Raw genomic sequence first — 16,182 nt, forward strand, 5'->3', positions numbered from 1 at the left:
GAGTAAAGTGGGTCGGTTACCGATAATGAAGAGCTTTTATGAACGCACATTTAGACGCGTTAACGCCGCCTATCGTTTGGCGCCATTTTCGTACGCTGTGTAATACGCCGCGCCCTTCTGGCCAGGAAGCTGCGTTGGTCGCGATATTAGAAGCCTGGGCCGATGCTCAAGGGCTTGCTCACGACCGCGATGGTTTTGGCAATTTGCGCATTTGTAAGCCGGCATCACCTGGCTGCGAACACGCCCCAGGGGTTATTTTGCAGGGCCATCTGGATATGGTGGCCCAGGCCAATGCTGACAGCGCCCATGATTTTTCGCGTGATCCAATAAGCACCTACGTCGCCGATGGTTGGCTGCATGCTGAGGGCACAACGCTTGGGGCTGACAACGGAATGGGCGTGGCGGCTATTCTTGCCGTGCTTGAGGATGCTGAGCTTACCCATGGCCCGCTGGAAGCGCTGTTTACTCTGGAAGAAGAGACCTCAATGGGGGGCGCGCTGAACCTGGCAGAGAACTGGCTGAAAGGCTCATTGCTGCTTAACCTGGATAGTGAAGACCGTGGTGAAGTGTATATCGGCTGCGCGGGCGGTGGCGATGTGGTGGTGGATGCCCAGCTACCCAGTGCCAAGCTGCGCGACGATGAGCAACTGGTCGAGATTGCACTGACAGGCCTTAAAGGCGGCCATTCAGGCATGGATATCCACAAGCCGCTGGGCAATGCCAATCGCCTGCTGGTGCGTGCGCTGCGTACCCTTGAAGGGTTTGATGGGCGGCTGGTTAGCTACCACGGCGGTACGCTGCGTAATGCGATTCCTCGTGAAGCGTTTGCTCAGCTGGCCTTGCCCGCTGACGAAGTGGATGCCGCCTTCGACGCGCTAAAAGCGCTGGAAAGTACCCTACGTGCCGAGCTTGGCAGTGGCGATAGCGGTTTGGTGCTGACGGCAACGCGTGCGGTGAATAACGCGTCAGTAGACCCGCTAACCCTGGACGCCAGCGCCATGTTGGTGGCCGCGCTTCACGCAGCGCCCTGCGGCGTCGAGCGCATGAGCGCTGATGTGCCCGGTGTTGTTGAAACGTCCAATAATCTGGGCGTACTCAGCCTGAAAGAGGGGCGTTTGCATCTATGTGCGCTGGTGCGTTCCTTGCATGATACCGCAATGATCGCTTTGGCCGACCGTTTTGAGGCACTGTTTGGGTTGATGGGCGCACGTGTCCGTGTCGAGAATAGCTACCCCGGTTGGGCGCCGAATCCTGGCAGTGCGCTGTTAGCGATTTTTAACAAACGCCATGCCGCGCTGTTTGAGAAAGAACCCGCTGTTAAGGTCATTCATGCGGGGCTTGAGTGCGGCATTCTGGGCAGTAAATATCCCCACCTGGATATGATCTCGTTTGGCCCGCTGATTCGTGGGGCTCACTCCCCGGATGAGCGGGTGGAGCTTGCATCGGTCGATGAGTTCTGGCGTATGCTGCGCGCGTTGATGGAAGACCTCGCTCAGAAAGGCTAGTCTCAGCTAAACAAAAACGGCACCGCGAGGGTGCCGTTTTTGCATCTATCGCTAAGAAGAGCGCTTATCACTTACCGAGATAGGCGTTCAGCATCCAGATGGTTTTTTCCTGCTCGCGAATGTAGTCGCTGGCTAGTGAGGCTGTCCCTTCATCATCAGCGTCAGAGGCGAGTGAGAGCACGTCACGCTGTAGCTCAATCAGAGTTTGATAGCCCTTGATAATGCCGTTAACGCAGGCTTTACCGTCGTGTACGTCTTTATCTTCCTGAATATGCGAAAGCGTGGCGTAGTCACTGTAGGCATGTACCGGCTTGTGACTCAGGGTGAGGATACGCTCGGCGACTTCATCTACCTTGGTCAGTAGGTCCGTGTAAAACTCTTCAAACTTGGCGTGCAGTTCAAAAAAGTCGCTACCCTTCACGTTCCAGTGGTAGCCGCGCACGTTCATGTAAAAAATCTGATAGTTCGCCAGCAGGTGGTTGAGTTTCTCGGCAAGCTGGCTGGCACTGCCTTCATGAAGGCCGATGCTATTGGTATCGGTCATGCTGTCTCTCCTTGTTGGAGCCGTGTAGCACGGCTATCAAATCGTTTGATTAGCATAAAACGCTGCTGGAACATTGCAAAACAGGTTTTTTGCATCGTACTCATAGCGTTATGACATTACCGTGACGGCAACACCGCCCGGTTTTAATAACTGGATCTTAAAACGGACCATGTATCGACGTGGTTTTCACGAATGCTGCCTACCAATAGTAATGCTGCCGTTCGAGATGTTTTTCAAGGGGCCGCCGGGGTTAACCATAAACGAATAATTGTTTCACAGCGTGCCGCCAGCAACTCGGCTGTTCTGGGTAACGCCTGTTCCAGCGTCATGGGGCCATCGGCCAAGGCAAAGGCCGCGGTTACACCTTCATCAAGACAGGCTTGCCAGCCATCGCCCAGGCTGCCCGCTAAAATAACCACTGGTTTACCCAAGCGCTTGGCCGCACGGGAAACGCCAATAGGTGTTTTACCCGACATGCTTTGCCCATCCAGCCGCCCCTCACCGGTAATGACCAGGTCGGCGTTATTGAGCAGGGTGGGCATCTTCGCGTGCTGCATAATCAGCTCGATGCCCGGTTTTAGCGTCGCGTTAAGAAACGCGCTGGCTGCAAACCCCATTCCGCCTGCGGCACCTGCGCCGGGTAGGTCTCGGTAGTCATGCGCCAACGTGCTGGCGCAAATATCGGCAAAGCGGCCCAGCGCTTGGTCAAGCTGAGCTACCTCTTCAGGGGAGGCGCCTTTTTGAGGGCCAAATACCGCACTGGCGCCCCGCTCACCCAGCAGCGGGTTATCCACATCTACCGCTGCTTCCACGTTGAGTGATGCCAGACGTGGGTCCAGTCCGGAAATATCCAGCGATTCAAGGCCTGCAAGCGCAGCACCGCCTGGCGCAAGTGGCTTGCCATGTGCATCCTGAAGCCTGGCGCCCAAGGCTTGTAGCATGCCAGCGCCGCCATCGTTGGTGGCGCTTCCTCCCAGCAGTAGCAGTACGTTTTCGGCGCCCTGGTTAAGCGCTGCGAGAAATAACTCGCCTACCCCAAAGGTGGAGGTTTGTAGCGCGTTGCGCTCTTGAGGGCTTAAGTGTTGTAATCCGCTGGCTTCTGCCAGTTCGATAAACGCGGTACGCTGTTCGCTAAGCCAACCCCAGGCAGCATCACGGGGTCGACCAAGTGCATCGTGAACCGTTTGATAGCACCGCTTGGCACCGGTTGCGGCAATTAATGCATCCAGGCTTCCTTCGCCACCATCAGCCAACGGGCAGCAGTGTGTTTGCGCGTCGGGGACCGCACTACGTACGCCTTTAGCCATCGCCTTGGCTGCTAATTCAGCGCTTAGGGCGTCTTTAAAACTATCGGGGCAAAGCAGGATATTCATCGCACAATCTCCGCAAATGACGGTCTCTAATCTATTGTAATGATGAGAGGAGCTTAACGCGCTGCTTGCTGATAGACCAGTTGCTGATAGACCCGTTGTGATCATCGCTCGAGGATCTAACATGAAGTCGATACCGATTAGCTTAACCTGCCTGCTGGCGTTGGCTGGCTGCCAGGTGACGCCAGACCGTCTGCCCCAGGCTGAGCCTGCCCCCTCAGCGGCCTGCTATTTTTCTAACAGTGCTGAAAGAGACTCCCAAGAAGTGCTTCGCCAAAGCGTTGCGCTGCTTACCGAATCGGGATTTGAACTGAATTCGACGGATGCGGCGTTAGGCCTGGTCAGCGCTAGCCGCACCCAAGCGCTGCGTGGCTATTACGATCCTTATGATAACGCCTACGGTTATGGTCGCGGCATACGTGCCTTCGGCGGGTTCGGGATTGGAGGTGGTGGCGGTATCGGCATTGGAATGGGCTTTGGGGGCGGGCTTCAACAGCAGCCAGTCGAGGTCGAACGTGTCTCGTTACTGATCCACGACGACCATATTCGCATTTCGCGCGATATCCGCCGCTTCGACCATCTGGGCGATATGCGGGAGTCGTACAGTGCGAGCAACGATGATTTTTGTCAGCGCTTTCAAACGGCGCTTGAGCAATACAGGGTGCCAGCCGGGAGAGGGTTATGAGGCGAGGCCGTTGGGATATCAGGTGGGTAGGCGTGATGCTTTTGGGTGCATGGCTTACCGGCTGTGCAACGACGTCGCCCTCTGTCCCGCGTGAGCTTGTTTATCCAACCTCTGTCGATACGACGTTTCGAAGCGCTGTCGAGCTGATGATGAAGCAAGGATATGTGATACGCCACGCCGATTTGTCCCTGGGGCGTGCAGAAGCCTCGCTAGCCCGCTGGCCTGAATACCGTTTGCAGCTGCAGGTGAGTGAAGCGGGGAGTGGTAGCCAAGTGAGTGTCATGGCCTGGCGTGGCAATCAACCATTGGCACCTTATTTATTGGATCCGTGGCTAGTGGACTTACAAGCAACGTTGGGATTAGCACCGTGAAGCAGTGTTGTGATCAAAGAGTAAGTACTTTTTATAGCGGCAAATGTTGGACGCTGGGCGCTGGATTGGTCGGCTTGCTGATGAGCCCGCTTGCAACCGCACATCCGCATGGCTGGATTGATTTCAGTATCCGGGTCATGACTGACGAGGAGGGCGTTGTGCGTGGGTTGCATCACGCATGGCGGATGGACCCTTTTTATAGCCTGGTGGTGTTTGAAGAGCTCCAGCATGTGGATGGCGTTAGCCTGGAAGTTGGGCTTGACCGATTAGGCACTGAAATACGCAATAATCTTGCGGGTCAGCACTACTTTACAGACGTTCGCCTGGATGGCGAGCCGCTGGCATTGGGTGAGGTAACCGAATACACGGCCATGGAACATGACGGGCGGCTTAATTTTACGTTTATCCTCCCGCTACAAACGCCGCAACCCTTGGCGGGTCATGTGCTTGATTATCAAATATACGATCCAACGTATTATATCGAGATGGTTCATGAGTCAGACAATAATCAGCCTAAAGACGACGCCTTGGTGCTGCACGGGGAACCTGCCTGCGAGCTAAGCATCTTAATCGCCGAACCTGACCCTGAGCTGGTCCTGCAAGCTGCTCTGCTGGACCAAGATGAGGAAGCCGAACCAGGTCTTGGACGATTTTTTGCCGAAACAGGGCGTGTTGATTGCCGCTAATCACAAGCCGCAGACCCGACGAATTCTATGAATGTATGAAATAAGGTAGTGCTTTATGCGATCACTCGTTATGCGCAGGCCCATTATGCTGATTGCGCTATTAGCACTTGCTGCCGGGGCAGTGATATTTCTATGGGAAGGGGGATTACAGAGCACAAGCTACCAGATGCTGGCTTGGCAGCGGAGCTTTAACCGCTCGCTCACGCTGGCGATTACCGAGCTTGCCCGCGAACCTTCTCAAGCCACCTGGTGGGTATTATTGAGCGTCAGTTTTGGTTACGGCGTTTTTCACGCGGCAGGGCCAGGGCACGGGAAAGCGGTGCTGGCAACGTATCTGGCCTCTCATGGTGGCGCCGTGCGGCGAGCATTAGGGCTTTCGTTTGCCGCGTCTCTGTTGCAAGGCGTGACTGCCATCGTCATGGTGGCCATTCTGGTGCACGGCCTGGGGTGGCTAACGCGTCAGGCCATGGGCAGTGTTGTTTGGGTTGAGCAGGCCAGTTTTTTACTCATAACGCTATTGGGTATTTGGCTATGCGTTCGGGCTTACAAGCAGCTGCGCCGCGCTTATCAGCCTATTGCGTTTTATCCGGTTCAGCACGACCACGGCAATGGCCATAGCCATCATCTCAATCACGACCACAGTCATGGCCACCACCACTGCTGTGGCGGCGCGCATCATATTGAACCCGAGCAGGCGTTGGATTGGCGTACAGCCATCATGACGGTCGGCGCGATTGGTATGCGTCCTTGCAGTGGCGCGGTACTTTTACTCGGCGCCGCCAGCCTATTGGGGCAATTTTATATTGGCGTTTTATCGGTACTGGCCATGTCGCTGGGTACAGGAATTACGGTGTCGGCGCTGGCGCTTGCCAGCGTGTTTGCACGCCGCTGGGCAACGCGGCGTTTAGCCAGGCAGCAGCACGCTTCTCAGTCGGCGCATAAAGCGGTGGGTTGGGCGGCGCTGGCCGGCGGCATGTTGATTGTTCTATTGGGCGTTATGCTTGTCACAACGAGTGTTTCTCAACCCGCCGGGGCGCCCTTGCTTGGCGAGCCGCCCGCAAGGCAAAGCAGCCCGCTTTTAAGGCCCTGACAGCAACTAAGCGTTTAAGCGGTCAATATGCGCAATAAGTTGATCGCGCAGGTCGGCAAGTGGCTCCAACTCATACGGTTCGGCGCTGCCATTGCCCCATACCGGCGCAGGCCAAGTGGCATCAGCCTGGTGGCGCACGACCACATGGATATGCAGCTGCTTGACGACGTTGCCTAAGGTGGCGATATTCAGTTTATCGCCTTCGAAGAGGGTTTTCATCACGCTGCCCAGTTGGGTTGCTTCCTGCCATAGCTGGGCCTGGTCAGTCTCGGAAAGCTCAAATACTTCGCTGATATTATTCAGCCGGGGCACCAGAATCACCCAAGGATAGCGCGCATCATTCATTAACAGCACACGACAAAGCGGCAGGTCGGCGATGGGGAAGGTGTCAGTATCCAGACGTTGGTCGAGAGTGAAATCGTTCAAAGGGCGCGCTCCAGGTAGTCTTCAGTGGTGTATATGATAGCCGATGCTTTGGGTAGATGACGCGGTGTAGGGAGCAACCTTCGGGAAAACAGGCGAAAGTACCCAAACACTGTTACGCTGAAAGTACCCCTTGGAAATGGTAGGCGCTACCAGAGGGGCTGTTGCTAGACACGTTAAGGAGAACTCAAATGAAAAAGCTTTTAGCGACTGGTTTTATTCTACTTATGACAGCAGGCGCGTTGGCCGGTTGTAACACGGTGGCTGGCGCAGGCCAGGATGTAGAAAGAGGCGGCCAGGCCGTTCAGGACGCCGCAAGCTAAGGTCCATGAACCCTTGACGATGTCGAACGGGCTAGGCAATTGCCTGGCCCGCTTTGTGTTTGGCCTGCATGTTAATAATCATTTGGGGTAGGTTTATGAATACGTGGCGATCCATTTCTGGGTTTCAGTACGTGAAATTATTAGCCGCCAGCGGCGGCATTATTCTGCTTTCTGCATGCGCTACCGGTTCTGACGCGGCTAGAACGTCGGGTTCGGGTGATCAAAATGGCCAGCCGATACCCATGGACAGCTGCGATACCGCCTCAATTCGATACGCTATAGGCGAGGCGTTCGATGAAGCGAACGTTTCGCAGTTGCAAAGCGAAAGTCAGTCGCGCCAGGTACGCGTGCTACGTCCAGGCGATGTGGCCACTATGGACCACCGACCGGACCGCTTGAATATCCATGTTGATAGTAATGAAACGGTCGAAGCTTTACGCTGCGGTTAACGCAATATCAGCACTACACAAGCGGCGGTGAGCACTCCCATGGTGACGTTAAATATTCGCCAGGCACCGTCGCTTTTAATCCAATGACCGATCGCTATGCCAAACCCCGCCCATAGCGCCAAACAGGGGAAGGCAACCAGCTCTACAAAGCCCACCAGGATTAACGCGTTTGCAACGGTTGAACCTTGATCAGGAATAAACCCCGCGATTAACGCAAGCCCCATGACCCACGCCTTGGGATTGGCAAATTGAAACGCGGCGGCCTGCCAGAAGGTAAGGGGTACGCTGTGTGCCTTGCTCTTTAAATCAGGCGGTGGCGCGCTGGCAATTTTCCATGCGAGGTAGAGCAAGTAAGCACTGCCTAACCAGCGCAGGGCTAATTGTAGGGAAGGATAGCGCTCAAACAGCACGCCTAGCCCCAAAGCAATACCGAAAAACAGCAAAAAGCAGCCGCCGACAATACCCACCATATGCGGCAGCGTGCGCTTAAAGCCAAAGTTGGCGCCTGACGCGGTTAACATAATGTTATTAGGGCCGGGCGTCAGGGTCATCGACATCATGTAAAGGGCGGCTGGCCCAAGAATAACCCACTGACTATTCATAACGATCCTTCCAACGCTGGCGATTCACCTGCTCTTTAAGCATTTCAAGCATATCGTAAAGCACCAATTCTGTGATTCGCTGGCTGCCTTCCTCGACGGTCAGCCAGCTGTTAAAGCCGCTCTCTGCGGTGCGTTCAACCACTTGTCTAAACTCGGGAGAGTGGATACCCAGCGCAAGCTCATCCACTAACCGTTGGGCAACGCCGCTAATAGACGCCTGCATGGCATTTGTGGCGGTTTGGCCCATCGGCAGGCGGTGCAAGCGCTGAATCTCAGGGCTTTCACGTAGTGTGCGGCTTACAAGTTCATCAATGGCTTTCATAGCGTGAGTGCGATTTTGTTGGTATGCCTCGCCCACGGTACTTTCCAGACGCTGCACAATTTCACTAATCAACTGTTTTTTACGCGGCATGATGACTCGGTCGACCACTCGCTCAGTTAGCGAGTCGCTGGCCAGAATTTGCTGCTGAACATTGTCCAAAAGCCGTAGCGCGATACGATCAGAAAGCTCTTCAAGCAGGATATCGTAATATTTAAAGAGAAACTGATATATCGACCAGTGAGTAATGTTAATAAGCCGCAGACGATGTAAGCGATGAAGTAATGACACCGCACGCAGTATTCTGAGTAGGCGAAAACCGCTTAATGGAATACAGCCCAGAACGTCATACCAGTGCACAAAGGGGTAGAAAAACCAGCGATGATAGCGCCTTTCGGCCACGGCGACGGTCCAGCCCAGCAGAACATCGGCAACAAAAAAAGCCACAAAGAACAAATCAATCGTAAAAAAGCGGCTATGGATTTGAGTGTCGTAAAATGTATGAAAGGTGGGTGCCAAGCCTGCAATGGCCTGGTTAACAGGCTCGATTAAAAACAGTGAATCAAAGAGCAAAAGCCCTAAATTAAGCACCACCGCGATGAGAATCAGCAAATCCCAGCCAATATGAGCGTACTCAACGGGCTTAGGCAATTGTGGGTAGCGCCGTCTGGTGGGCATGTAACCTCCTTGTGAATGGGTATTAAAGCAGCATCAAGCGCTTAGCCCACCTGATTCGGCCGCTGCCTGCGACGCCTTGTAATGTCTGGATTAGCCTATTAAGCCTGTGCCTGACTATTAAGCATGCGCCTGATAGTGCTGCTGGGTAAGTTTTTCTTCCTGCTCTGCCTGTTTACGATGCTTTTTTCGCAATGCTGCTTTTTCAAAACGGAGCTTTTGAACAGGGGTGGTAAGCATCAAAGGGGGAACGCTGGCGGGTTTTCCGTCAGGGTCCACCGCGACCATAGTGAGGTAGCAACTATTGGTATGGCGGATGAGCTTATTACGGATATCTTCGGCGACCACCTTAATGCCGATCTCCATTGAGGAGCGACCAACATGGTTAACGCAGGCCAAAAAAGTGACGAGTTCGCCCACGTGAATGGGCTGTTTAAATAGCACCTGGTCGACGGAAAGGGTGACGACATAGTGCCCCGAATAGCGACTGGCACAAGCGTAAGCGACTTCATCCAGTTTTTTAAGAATAGCGCCCCCGTGTACTTTACCGCTGAAGTTCGCCATATCGGGCGTCATTAGTACGGTCATTGACAGCTCATGCTGTCCTGGTAAGGCCGTGTGTGCGGCATCTGACATAACGTGTCCTTGGTTAACGCTGCCCGCCCTGTAGGGCGGGCAGATAAAGCTTAGAACCAGACCAAGCCTATGGAGATAATCACTCCGGTGACAAACAGCTGAATCAGGCAGAAGCCCATAATATCTTTGGCTTTTAGGCCTGCAATGGCAAGCACCGGCAGCGCCCAGAAAGGTTGCAGCAAGTTAGTCCAGGCATCGCCCCAGGCAACGGCCATGGCCACCCGTGAGATATCGGCACCTAGCGCCTGGGCCGCTGGCAGCATCACGGGCGCTTGCACTGCCCATTGGCCGCCGCCGGAAGGCACAAACAGGTTAACAATGCCCGCGCTAATAAACGACCAAAAGGGCAGCGAGGTTGCTGTCGCAAACGAAATTAGCCACTCCGACATGCTTTGAGCCAAGCCTGACTGCACCATGATGGCCATAATGCCGGCATAAAACGGAAACTGAATAACGATGCCTGCGCCGCCCTTAATGGCTTCGTTAAGGCTAATCAGCAAACTGCGTGGCGTGCGATGAAGTACGATAGCTAAAAACAGAAACAGAAAGTTCACGATATTCAGGTTTAAACCGCCGCCCCGAAGAATAAAGTGATCAAGTAGATACAAAAGCCCTGGCACGCCCACCAGTAGCGAAAGTACCAGGCTGTTTTCGAGTTTTTCCGCCGGGCGGGTAATGCGCCCCAGCGGCGCGGGGTCATCTTCAAGCAGCTTGCTATCGACATACACACTGTCTTTTTCGTCGGGCAGCATTAACCGATTAACCAGTGGTACCGCGATAAACAGACACACAACAATCGCCAGGTTAAAAAAGGCGAAGATCGTTGAACCGGTGCCAATCACGCCAATCGCATCGGCAGTGAAGTGTCCTTCGGTGGCGATAGTCAATGGCACGGAACCCGCAAGGCCACCGTGCCACACGATGAAGCCCGAGTAGGCACTCGCCACGAGCAAGCGGTAATCCACGCGTACCAACCGAGCTAACTCCTTGGCGAACAGTGCCCCCACCACCAGGCCAAACCCCCAGTTAATCCAGCTGGCCACAAGCGAGACCAGCGTCACCAGAATAATCGCGCCACCGGCACTTTTTGCCGTTCCGGCAAGCTTTTGCAGGATACGCTTCACTGGCGGTGAGCTTGCCAGCATAAAGCCGGTTACCAGGACCAGCAGCATTTGCATCGAGAAGGTTAACAAGCCCCAAAAGCCGTCTCCCCACATGCGCATCACCGCAAGTGGCGTTTGGCGCTCCACGGCAATGGCGGCAACGGCCGCCACGATAGTCAGTAGCAAAACAAAAATATACGGGTCGGGTAGATAACGCTCAACCAGCTTAACCGCTGGTTTCGATATCATTTTTAGCATGGCGGGCTCTCTTGTTTGTTATAGGAAGTCCATGGCTAATATACGGCGATGCGCCATGGCTTTCACATTTAAAGACGTACTTTAGAACGATAGCGCAGCTAGCCAATAACGGGAGGGCGGGTTTAAACGCTTATTGCCAACGCGAGTGCCGGTAGCGTCGATAGTAACCAATCAATACACCCGAACGCACCGTAATAAACAGGGTAAAAGCAAACCATAAGCCATGATTGCCTAGCCCTTGGGTCAGCCACCAGGTAGGCAGGTAAACCAGCATGGCGATAAAGATACTATTGCGCATTTCACGCACGGCGGTAGCACCAATAAATACGCCATCCAGAAGATAGCTCCAAACGGCAATCAGCGGCATCACCACCATCCACGGAAGGTATAACGCGGCGGCAGTGCGTACTTCTTCAAGCCCGGTTAGCAGTGCAACCAACTGATTGCCGCCAAGGGCAAACCCCAGTGAGGCACCGGCCGCTGTCCAAAAGGAGAACTGGGCTGCCCTGCGAACAATGAGTGAAAGCTCCTGCCAGTCACGGCGACCAAAGGCGCGACCCACCAGCGATTCTGCCGCGTGGGCAAAGCCATCCAGGGCGTAGCTGGTGAGCATAATAAATTGCAGCAGCACCGCATTGGCGGCCAGCACCGTATCGCCTTGACGCGCCCCTTGAGCAGTAAAGAAGGCCATGACGAACAGCAAGCCAAGCGTGCGCACAAACAGGTTAGCGTTAATATTGAAAAGGGCCGTATAGGCCGACAGTGCCAGCAGGCGTACACGCGATAAATGCCCAGAAAGCGTTTTAAGTTGGCGCGTCACCAAATAGCCGCCAAACCCTAGTGCACTGTAGTCGGCAATAACACTTGCCCAGGCAACGCCATTGCTGGTCATACCCAGGCCCACCACAAACCAAAGGTCGAGCACGATATTGACGCTGTTGGTCAGCAACAGAATCATCAGCGTAACGCGAGAGTTTTGTTGGCCTAAAAACCATCCCAATATTGCATAGTTGGCCAACACGGCAGGCGCCGACCATAGGCGTATTTCGGCATATTCACGGGCCAGCGGTGTAGCTACCTCGCTACCGTCCAGCAACCAAAGCCCCAGGGAAATAAGCGGTGACGAGAAAAGAATCAGCAGTGCACCAATCGCCCCAGCAATGATCAGCGATTGGCCCAGTAACAGGCGCACATCGCTATCACTTTCACGGCCGATAGCCTGAGCGACCAGCCCGGTGGTGCCCATGCGCAAGAAACCAAAGCCCCAGTAAAGAAAGCTGAAAAGAGTGGCGCCCAGCGTCACTGCAGCCAGGTAACGTGAATCGGGCAGGTGCCCGACCACAGCGGTATCGACCAGGCCCAGAAGCGGGACGGTAATATTGGAAAGGATAATTGGCCATGCGATGGCCCATATACGCATGCGAATCGTCGCGCTTAGGCAGCGGTAATAATGCGGTACTTCTCTAACAGCTGCTGCTGCGTTTCCTTGCGTGCCGGGTCAAGCGGAATGCAGTCTACCGGGCAAACCTGCTGGCACTGTGGCTCATCGAAATGGCCAACGCACTCGGTGCACAGGTTTGGGTTGATGATGTAAATCTCTTCGCCGGGCGAGATAGCATCGTTCGGACACTCGGGCTCGCAGACGTCGCAATTAATGCATTCATCGGTGATCATCAGTGCCATGGGCATACCTCGCAAATGGCTGGCACACACGGGAATAACGGCAAGAAATACCCGAGTGTTTTACTCAACAATGTTAGTGGTTACGTAGTGTAGTGCTTACGCAAGGCTTCTGCGACCTGGGAAGGTACCAGTGGTGAAATATCGCCGCCCAACTTGGCAATTTCACGCACGATAGTGGAGGAAATATACGAATTTTCTACGCCAGGCGTTAGAAAAACGCTTTCCAGCTCCGGGTTTTGGGCGCGATTCATGTTGGCAAGCTGAAGTTCGTACTCAAAATCGGAAGCGCCACGCAGGCCACGTAGAATGATGGTGGCGCCTTGTTCGCGCATAAAGGTCGTCAGTAGACTGGAAAAACCCACGACTTCAACGTTGGCAAGCGATGCGCAGACGTCTTTAGCCAAGGACATGCGGGCCTCTAAATCAAGGCTTGGCCGCTTGCCGGGGCTTGCAGCCACGGCAATGATGACCTTCTCGAACATCCTCGCGCCACGCGCTATAAGGTCCATGTGACCGTTGGTGATCGGATCAAAAGTGCCTGGGTACACGGCAATATTGACGCGCGGCGTGTTCATTCCGAGGGCTCCTCGTTGATGCGACCAAAGGGGTTATCACTGGTGAGCGATACCGCCTGGGCATAGCCTGGAATATGAATGCGGTCAGCGTGAATATCCAACTCCGGCCCTTCCAGCACCTCTTCTCCAAACTGATAGCGCGGCGCATAGTGGCCTCTATCCGCTTGAACCAGATAGGTATCTGCCTGGGCGCGCACAGTTTCACGACGCGCTTTCCAGGCGTTGATGGCATCGGCGCCATGGCGCTGGAGCAACAGGCGCTCGGTAACATCGGGTGAAAGCACCACGCCGGTGGCGTTATTGCCGCCAAAGCCCTTGGCGTTAATAAAGGCAGCATCCGCCTTAAAGGCGATGGGGGTTTGGAAAAAACGTAGCCGGTCGGCGTGGACATCGTCTGCCACTTTATTAAGCGTGGGGATGCCGGGCAATATGCCATGGGCAAAACTGCCGAGCGCGCTTACGAGCTGATCGCCCGCTGCCGAGCCTTGGGAGTGGCCAATAAATGACTTGATGGCGACGACTGGCCAGTCGGTAATGCCATTCGCACGGGCAATTTCATCCAGCACATGGGACTCAGTCGTGCGATTTTTCGGCGTGCTGGTGCCGTGGGCATGCAGAAAACTGCGCTCTCTTAGTGCTTTTTCCCCTAATAGGTCACGCACCAGCGACGCGGCCTTGCCCAGGGTAATGTAATTGCCAATACCCGGCGCGGAAATCGAGCGTTTGAAGCCGTCAGCGTTGACAAAGACATCCGGTACCGAGCCCATAATGTCTGCGCCCAGTTCAAGCGCCAGCGAGTCATCCATCAACAGGATAAACTGGCTGGCTTCTGCCATGGTAAAACCACAGTTAAGCGCAAACGGTCGGCTGGCGCGCTGGTAATCCGCATCTGTTAATAGCTCCAGGGCATCAAGCGCTTTTAAGCTAGCGTCGTCTGCCAGGGCGCCCATCGCGCGAAAACCTTCAATGATTTCCGGGGTGATCGGCGCATCAGCGGTGCCTACCATGACCACTTTTCGTCGCCCCGAACGAATGTCTTCAGTACCCAAGCGCAGGTTATAGAGAAAACTGGCGCAGGCGCCTAATACCGCCCCGGTACTGCCAACGCTACCCAGAACATAGGCATTTAAAAAGTCGGCGGGCATCTGCCCGTACCCTAACGGCATCTGTTTTGAGGTGGCGCGTTGACCGCTCACCAGGCTCTTCATCAAGCCGCCCCAGCCAGCATCATCCAACTGACCAATGGAGTTGCCTGCATAAACGGCGATGTGGTCAGGATTAAGCGTTTGGCGCAGCGTTTCCCAAGACAAACCGCTGGCACCCAAACAGTCACTAGCGCCAAAAATCGCCATCGAAAGTCCGCGAGGGTGATGCACACTGCGGTACAGGCTTGCCGGTTCAAAACCTTGAGGAAGCTGCGCCGCTGCGCGTACTTTGGGGCGCTGAGCATCGGGCAGCAGCGTCTCAAAAACGCCTGCCGGCACGGTGACCTCGACCTCACGGGCGCCCAGCTCGCGTACCTGCCAATTTTCCGGTAAATTTTCCGGAAGCTGGCGACGGCGCAGCGTAAAGCGCAGCGGCTCGCTCAACTGAAGGCTGGCCTGACGATTGGCGGGCAGCCCCGGCTCCAGGAACCTGGGGTCCTCGTTGCGGCGAACCAATGTGTGGTTAAGCACCTGATCACGTAACGACTGAGCAGGCGAGTTTACGGGCTGGCCTGCGCGATCGTGCCACCCTTTTTCGGAGTGCTCGACAAGCTGCATAAGGGCCGCCAGGCCCTCCAGGGTCTGGCGCTGCTGGTCAGCGGGAAGGGCATCAAGCACGGTACGACGGAAGGCCTGATGGCCTGAGGTCCTGCCGGCGGGATTGATGCCGCCCATGCCGACAATCACCGGTAAGTGTGACAAGCCGGGTTCCTCGTGGTGCGGTGGTTTTTAATAACAGTTATTGTCAATGGCAGGGTAAAAAGTACGCTGCCATTGAGCTTAATAAATATCTCGGGCGTGATCATAGCACCGGGCACCTTATGACGTCATGCTGCAAGCGCAGGAGACTGATAGAATCACCTCTTTTAAGTCTGAGGGATGGCATGCAGAACACTTCTCGCCCCGTTATATCCAACCAGCCAGGCCCTCACCATGATCTAGCGCGCCGGATCGATCGAGCGTTGGCGACGCCACTACGTAAACCCATTGCGGCTCATACTCAGGCAGCATTTGAGCAGGCTAGCCGCTGGTATCAAGCGCGTCCTGCTCCGTTGATAATCGATGCCGGGTGCGGTGTTGGAATTTCGACCCGCCAATTGGCTGCACAGTTCCCTGACCATGCCGTGATCGGGGTCGACCGCAGTGAAGATAGGCTAGGGCGTGATCATGGCGCGCTACCGGATAATGCGTTGCTGGTCCGGGCGGACCTGGTTGACTTTTGGCGCCTGGCGGATCAGGCGCGGTGGCAACCTGAACGCCACTATTTGTTGTACCCCAATCCGTACCCCAAGGCCGCTCATTTAAAGATGCGCTGGCATGGGCACCCGGTTTTACCCACACTGTTGGCACTGGGTGGCCAGCTTGAGGTGCGCTCCAACTGGCCGCTTTATATTGAGGAGTTTGCCTTGGCAGTCACGCAAGTAACGGGAAGGCAAGCAGACATCGGCGTATGGACGCCCGATAGTGAGTACTTAACCCCCTTCGAAGCTAAATACGATAAAAGCGGCCAAACGCTTTGGCGCTTACAGGTTCAACTCGAGCGCTTATAACGTTTGTGTTAGGTGAAAAACCTGGCCTGCCCGCGCGGATGGGTATCACCCTAATGGTGGTAGGTGTGGTGGTGATGCACGTGTTTCCAAAATGAATATACATTGAGGCTGATAACAGTGACGTACTTCT

The 16,182-nt window shown here is 54.9% G+C and carries 19 protein-coding genes; 8 read left to right on the forward strand and 11 right to left on the reverse strand.

Annotation, left to right across the window (positions count from 1 at the left end):
* Window positions 1–38: 38 nt before the first annotated feature.
* Window positions 39–1,505, forward strand: coding sequence for an aminoacyl-histidine dipeptidase (locus tag CZ787_RS02520; RefSeq protein WP_087105843.1), 1,467 nt, complete (start codon window positions 39–41; stop codon window positions 1,503–1,505).
* A gap of 67 nt (window positions 1,506–1,572) precedes the next feature.
* On the opposite strand, the gene CZ787_RS02525 is transcribed toward CZ787_RS02520, so the two are convergent.
* Both CZ787_RS02525 and CZ787_RS02530 read right to left on the reverse strand, forming a co-directional pair.
* Window positions 1,573–2,049 carry a Dps family protein gene (locus tag CZ787_RS02525; RefSeq protein ID WP_087105845.1) on the reverse strand — a complete coding sequence of 159 codons (477 nt, stop codon included), beginning with the start codon at window positions 2,047–2,049 and terminating at the stop codon, window positions 1,573–1,575.
* 233 nt (window positions 2,050–2,282) lie between these two features.
* The gene (locus CZ787_RS02530; RefSeq protein WP_087105847.1) at window positions 2,283–3,422 is read right to left on the reverse strand and encodes a glycerate kinase; all 1,140 of its coding nucleotides are present in this window, start codon (window positions 3,420–3,422) and stop codon (window positions 2,283–2,285) included.
* A gap of 121 nt (window positions 3,423–3,543) precedes the next feature.
* Here CZ787_RS02530 and CZ787_RS02535 point away from each other — a divergent pair, with 121 nt between their 5' ends.
* Genes CZ787_RS02535 through CZ787_RS02550 form a run of 4 tightly spaced genes read left to right on the forward strand, consistent with a single transcriptional unit; the run spans window position 3,544 to window position 6,251 of the window.
* Window positions 3,544–4,104 (forward strand): hypothetical protein, encoded by a 561-nt coding sequence (locus tag CZ787_RS02535; RefSeq protein ID WP_087105849.1) that lies wholly within the window; start codon window positions 3,544–3,546, stop codon window positions 4,102–4,104.
* On the forward strand, window positions 4,101–4,475 hold the full coding sequence (locus tag CZ787_RS02540; RefSeq protein WP_140398961.1) for a hypothetical protein: 375 nt from the start codon (window positions 4,101–4,103) through the stop codon (window positions 4,473–4,475). Before CZ787_RS02535 ends, CZ787_RS02540 begins: the two co-directional genes overlap by 4 nt.
* Window positions 4,476–4,528: 53 nt before the next feature.
* The gene (locus CZ787_RS02545; protein WP_254908545.1) at window positions 4,529–5,161 is read left to right on the forward strand and encodes a DUF1007 family protein; all 633 of its coding nucleotides are present in this window, start codon (window positions 4,529–4,531) and stop codon (window positions 5,159–5,161) included.
* Window positions 5,162–5,216: 55 nt separating this feature from the next.
* The gene (locus CZ787_RS02550; protein ID WP_254908542.1) at window positions 5,217–6,251 is read left to right on the forward strand and encodes a nickel/cobalt transporter; all 1,035 of its coding nucleotides are present in this window, start codon (window positions 5,217–5,219) and stop codon (window positions 6,249–6,251) included.
* Window positions 6,252–6,257: 6 nt separating this feature from the next.
* Here the strand turns inward: CZ787_RS02550 and CZ787_RS02555 are convergent, their stop codons facing one another.
* Window positions 6,258–6,677: an HIT domain-containing protein gene (locus CZ787_RS02555; RefSeq protein ID WP_087105851.1), complete on the reverse strand. Its 420-nt coding sequence runs from the start codon at window positions 6,675–6,677 to the stop codon at window positions 6,258–6,260.
* 188 nt (window positions 6,678–6,865) lie between these two features.
* Between CZ787_RS02555 and CZ787_RS02560 the strand changes: the two genes are divergently transcribed.
* Window positions 6,866–6,997, forward strand: coding sequence for an entericidin A/B family lipoprotein (locus CZ787_RS02560; RefSeq protein WP_087105855.1), 132 nt, complete (start codon window positions 6,866–6,868; stop codon window positions 6,995–6,997).
* 95 nt (window positions 6,998–7,092) lie between these two features.
* Window positions 7,093–7,446, forward strand: a complete 354-nt coding sequence (locus tag CZ787_RS02565) for an I78 family peptidase inhibitor (RefSeq protein WP_087105857.1) — start codon at window positions 7,093–7,095, stop codon at window positions 7,444–7,446.
* Here the strand turns inward: CZ787_RS02565 and CZ787_RS02570 are convergent.
* The 8 genes from CZ787_RS02570 to CZ787_RS02605 form a co-directional block, all read right to left on the reverse strand.
* A complete protein-coding gene (locus CZ787_RS02570; RefSeq protein ID WP_087105859.1) occupies window positions 7,443–8,048 on the reverse strand; it encodes a LysE family translocator in 606 nt (201 codons plus the stop codon). The genes CZ787_RS02565 and CZ787_RS02570 overlap by 4 nt on opposite strands.
* A complete protein-coding gene (locus CZ787_RS02575) occupies window positions 8,041–9,045 on the reverse strand; it encodes a hypothetical protein (protein WP_087105861.1) in 1,005 nt (334 codons plus the stop codon). Before CZ787_RS02575 ends, CZ787_RS02570 begins: the two co-directional genes overlap by 8 nt.
* 117 nt (window positions 9,046–9,162) lie before the next feature.
* A complete protein-coding gene (locus CZ787_RS02580) occupies window positions 9,163–9,678 on the reverse strand; it encodes an acyl-CoA thioesterase (RefSeq protein ID WP_087105863.1) in 516 nt (171 codons plus the stop codon).
* Between the two features lie 50 nt (window positions 9,679–9,728).
* Complete coding sequence (locus CZ787_RS02585) at window positions 9,729–11,039, reverse strand: short-chain fatty acid transporter (protein WP_087105865.1); 1,311 nt, start codon at window positions 11,037–11,039, stop codon at window positions 9,729–9,731.
* 130 nt (window positions 11,040–11,169) lie between these two features.
* Window positions 11,170–12,459, reverse strand: a complete 1,290-nt coding sequence (locus CZ787_RS02590) for an MATE family efflux transporter (protein WP_087105867.1) — start codon at window positions 12,457–12,459, stop codon at window positions 11,170–11,172.
* 14 nt (window positions 12,460–12,473) lie between these two features.
* Window positions 12,474–12,722: a YfhL family 4Fe-4S dicluster ferredoxin gene (locus CZ787_RS02595; protein WP_087105869.1), complete on the reverse strand. Its 249-nt coding sequence runs from the start codon at window positions 12,720–12,722 to the stop codon at window positions 12,474–12,476.
* Between the two features lie 80 nt (window positions 12,723–12,802).
* Window positions 12,803–13,297: a pantetheine-phosphate adenylyltransferase gene (gene coaD / locus CZ787_RS02600; protein WP_087105873.1), complete on the reverse strand. Its 495-nt coding sequence runs from the start codon at window positions 13,295–13,297 to the stop codon at window positions 12,803–12,805.
* Complete coding sequence (locus CZ787_RS02605) at window positions 13,294–15,177, reverse strand: beta-ketoacyl synthase (protein ID WP_087106023.1); 1,884 nt, start codon at window positions 15,175–15,177, stop codon at window positions 13,294–13,296. Before CZ787_RS02605 ends, coaD begins: the two co-directional genes overlap by 4 nt.
* Before the next feature lie 209 nt (window positions 15,178–15,386).
* On the opposite strand from CZ787_RS02605, the gene trmB reads away from it, so the two are divergent.
* On the forward strand, window positions 15,387–16,052 hold the full coding sequence (trmB, locus tag CZ787_RS02610) for a tRNA (guanine(46)-N(7))-methyltransferase TrmB (protein ID WP_087105876.1): 666 nt from the start codon (window positions 15,387–15,389) through the stop codon (window positions 16,050–16,052).
* Window positions 16,053–16,182 lie beyond the last annotated feature (130 nt).

This window comes from Halomonas citrativorans, assembly GCF_900163645.1.
In the GTDB taxonomy this organism is placed as follows: domain Bacteria; phylum Pseudomonadota; class Gammaproteobacteria; order Pseudomonadales; family Halomonadaceae; genus Vreelandella; species Vreelandella citrativorans.

Excerpts from the sequence above, each read along its gene's own strand:
- CZ787_RS02580 (WP_087105863.1), bottom strand. The coding sequence starts at position 9,678 with ATGTCAGATGCCGCACACACGGCCTTACCAGGACAGCATGAGCTGTCA.
- CZ787_RS02570 (WP_087105859.1), bottom strand. The coding sequence starts at position 8,048 with ATGAATAGTCAGTGGGTTATTCTTGGGCCAGCCGCCCTTTACATGATG.
- CZ787_RS02520 (WP_087105843.1), top strand. The coding sequence starts at position 39 with ATGAACGCACATTTAGACGCGTTAACGCCGCCTATCGTTTGGCGCCAT.
- CZ787_RS02535 (WP_087105849.1), top strand. The coding sequence starts at position 3,544 with ATGAAGTCGATACCGATTAGCTTAACCTGCCTGCTGGCGTTGGCTGGC.
- coaD (WP_087105873.1), bottom strand. The coding sequence starts at position 13,297 with ATGAACACGCCGCGCGTCAATATTGCCGTGTACCCAGGCACTTTTGAT.
- CZ787_RS02605 (WP_087106023.1), bottom strand. The coding sequence starts at position 15,177 with ATGGGCGGCATCAATCCCGCCGGCAGGACCTCAGGCCATCAGGCCTTC.
- CZ787_RS02595 (WP_087105869.1), bottom strand. The coding sequence starts at position 12,722 with ATGGCACTGATGATCACCGATGAATGCATTAATTGCGACGTCTGCGAG.
- CZ787_RS02540 (WP_140398961.1), top strand. The coding sequence starts at position 4,101 with ATGAGGCGAGGCCGTTGGGATATCAGGTGGGTAGGCGTGATGCTTTTG.
- CZ787_RS02590 (WP_087105867.1), bottom strand. The coding sequence starts at position 12,459 with ATGCGTATATGGGCCATCGCATGGCCAATTATCCTTTCCAATATTACC.
- CZ787_RS02585 (WP_087105865.1), bottom strand. The coding sequence starts at position 11,039 with ATGCTAAAAATGATATCGAAACCAGCGGTTAAGCTGGTTGAGCGTTAT.
- CZ787_RS02530 (WP_087105847.1), bottom strand. The coding sequence starts at position 3,422 with ATGAATATCCTGCTTTGCCCCGATAGTTTTAAAGACGCCCTAAGCGCT.
- trmB (WP_087105876.1), top strand. The coding sequence starts at position 15,387 with ATGCAGAACACTTCTCGCCCCGTTATATCCAACCAGCCAGGCCCTCAC.
- CZ787_RS02575 (WP_087105861.1), bottom strand. The coding sequence starts at position 9,045 with ATGCCCACCAGACGGCGCTACCCACAATTGCCTAAGCCCGTTGAGTAC.
- CZ787_RS02560 (WP_087105855.1), top strand. The coding sequence starts at position 6,866 with ATGAAAAAGCTTTTAGCGACTGGTTTTATTCTACTTATGACAGCAGGC.
- CZ787_RS02525 (WP_087105845.1), bottom strand. The coding sequence starts at position 2,049 with ATGACCGATACCAATAGCATCGGCCTTCATGAAGGCAGTGCCAGCCAG.
- CZ787_RS02550 (WP_254908542.1), top strand. The coding sequence starts at position 5,217 with ATGCGATCACTCGTTATGCGCAGGCCCATTATGCTGATTGCGCTATTA.
- CZ787_RS02565 (WP_087105857.1), top strand. The coding sequence starts at position 7,093 with ATGAATACGTGGCGATCCATTTCTGGGTTTCAGTACGTGAAATTATTA.